At 40.9% G+C, this 861-nt stretch carries 1 pseudogene; it reads right to left on the bottom strand.

What is annotated here, in order from left to right:
• Nucleotides 1-861, bottom strand: a pseudogene (locus CWB65_RS19340) (FimV/HubP family polar landmark protein); the annotation flags it as partial.

Genomic DNA, 861 nt, shown 5'->3' on the forward strand with positions numbered 1-861 from the left:
GAATCTGCGTGTTCAAACTCACAATCGATTAACGGCTCATCGTCAAAGTCATCTTCTAGGCTATTTAAATCAATACTTGATGAGAGCGCTTGTGATAATTCTTGCTCTGTTTGACTTGGTGATAGTTCTGAATCAAGTTCTTCATCAGCCAGCACATCGATATCATTATCCGAAAAATCTGAAACATCTTTTGCAAACTCTCCGTCATCACCTAATTCATTATGCTCTTCTTTTGTCGCGAATTCTTCAGCATCGCCTACCGCCAATAGCTCATTGTCATCAATTATTGGGGCTTCATCAAAATCAGCAGTGGCATGGGGCTCATCATCAAGTTCCTCGTCAAAGTTACTCAGGTCTGCGCCCTTAGAAATAGAGTCAGCCAAATCTTTTTCTGTTTGACTAACAACATTCTCACCTTCATTGCTAGTAGACTCTTGCGTTTCAGCCCCTTGATCTTCAGCTATTTCTAACTCAGGGTAATCCTCTAACTCTTCACTAGGCGTTATTGATTCTGTTTCTAGTATTTCATCCTCAAGGGATAAATCAGAATCTGTGTCTTCTGCTAATGGATCATCACCTAGATCAACTTCAACCTCTTCAATTTCATCGTCCAGATCATCAAGTGTCCAATCAGGGCTTTCTACGTATTCTGAGTCTTCTGGTTGTTGTAATTCATTTAAGAGTTCGTCTACACTTTGCAACGCATCATCGTTATATTCATCCAGTAAATCTTCTGGATCTAAAAGCGTGTCTGATGTGTCTGTAAAATCATCGGCCCCAAAGTCTTCAAGCACTTCATTAGGCTCTAGCTCTTCTTCAAGTGCTGGCTCCTCTAAAAGCTCAGGCTCTTCTTCAAGCTCT

It is taken from the genome of Pseudoalteromonas sp. S554 (genome assembly GCF_005930865.1).
GTDB classification, from domain to species: Bacteria; Pseudomonadota; Gammaproteobacteria; order Enterobacterales; family Alteromonadaceae; genus Pseudoalteromonas; species Pseudoalteromonas marina.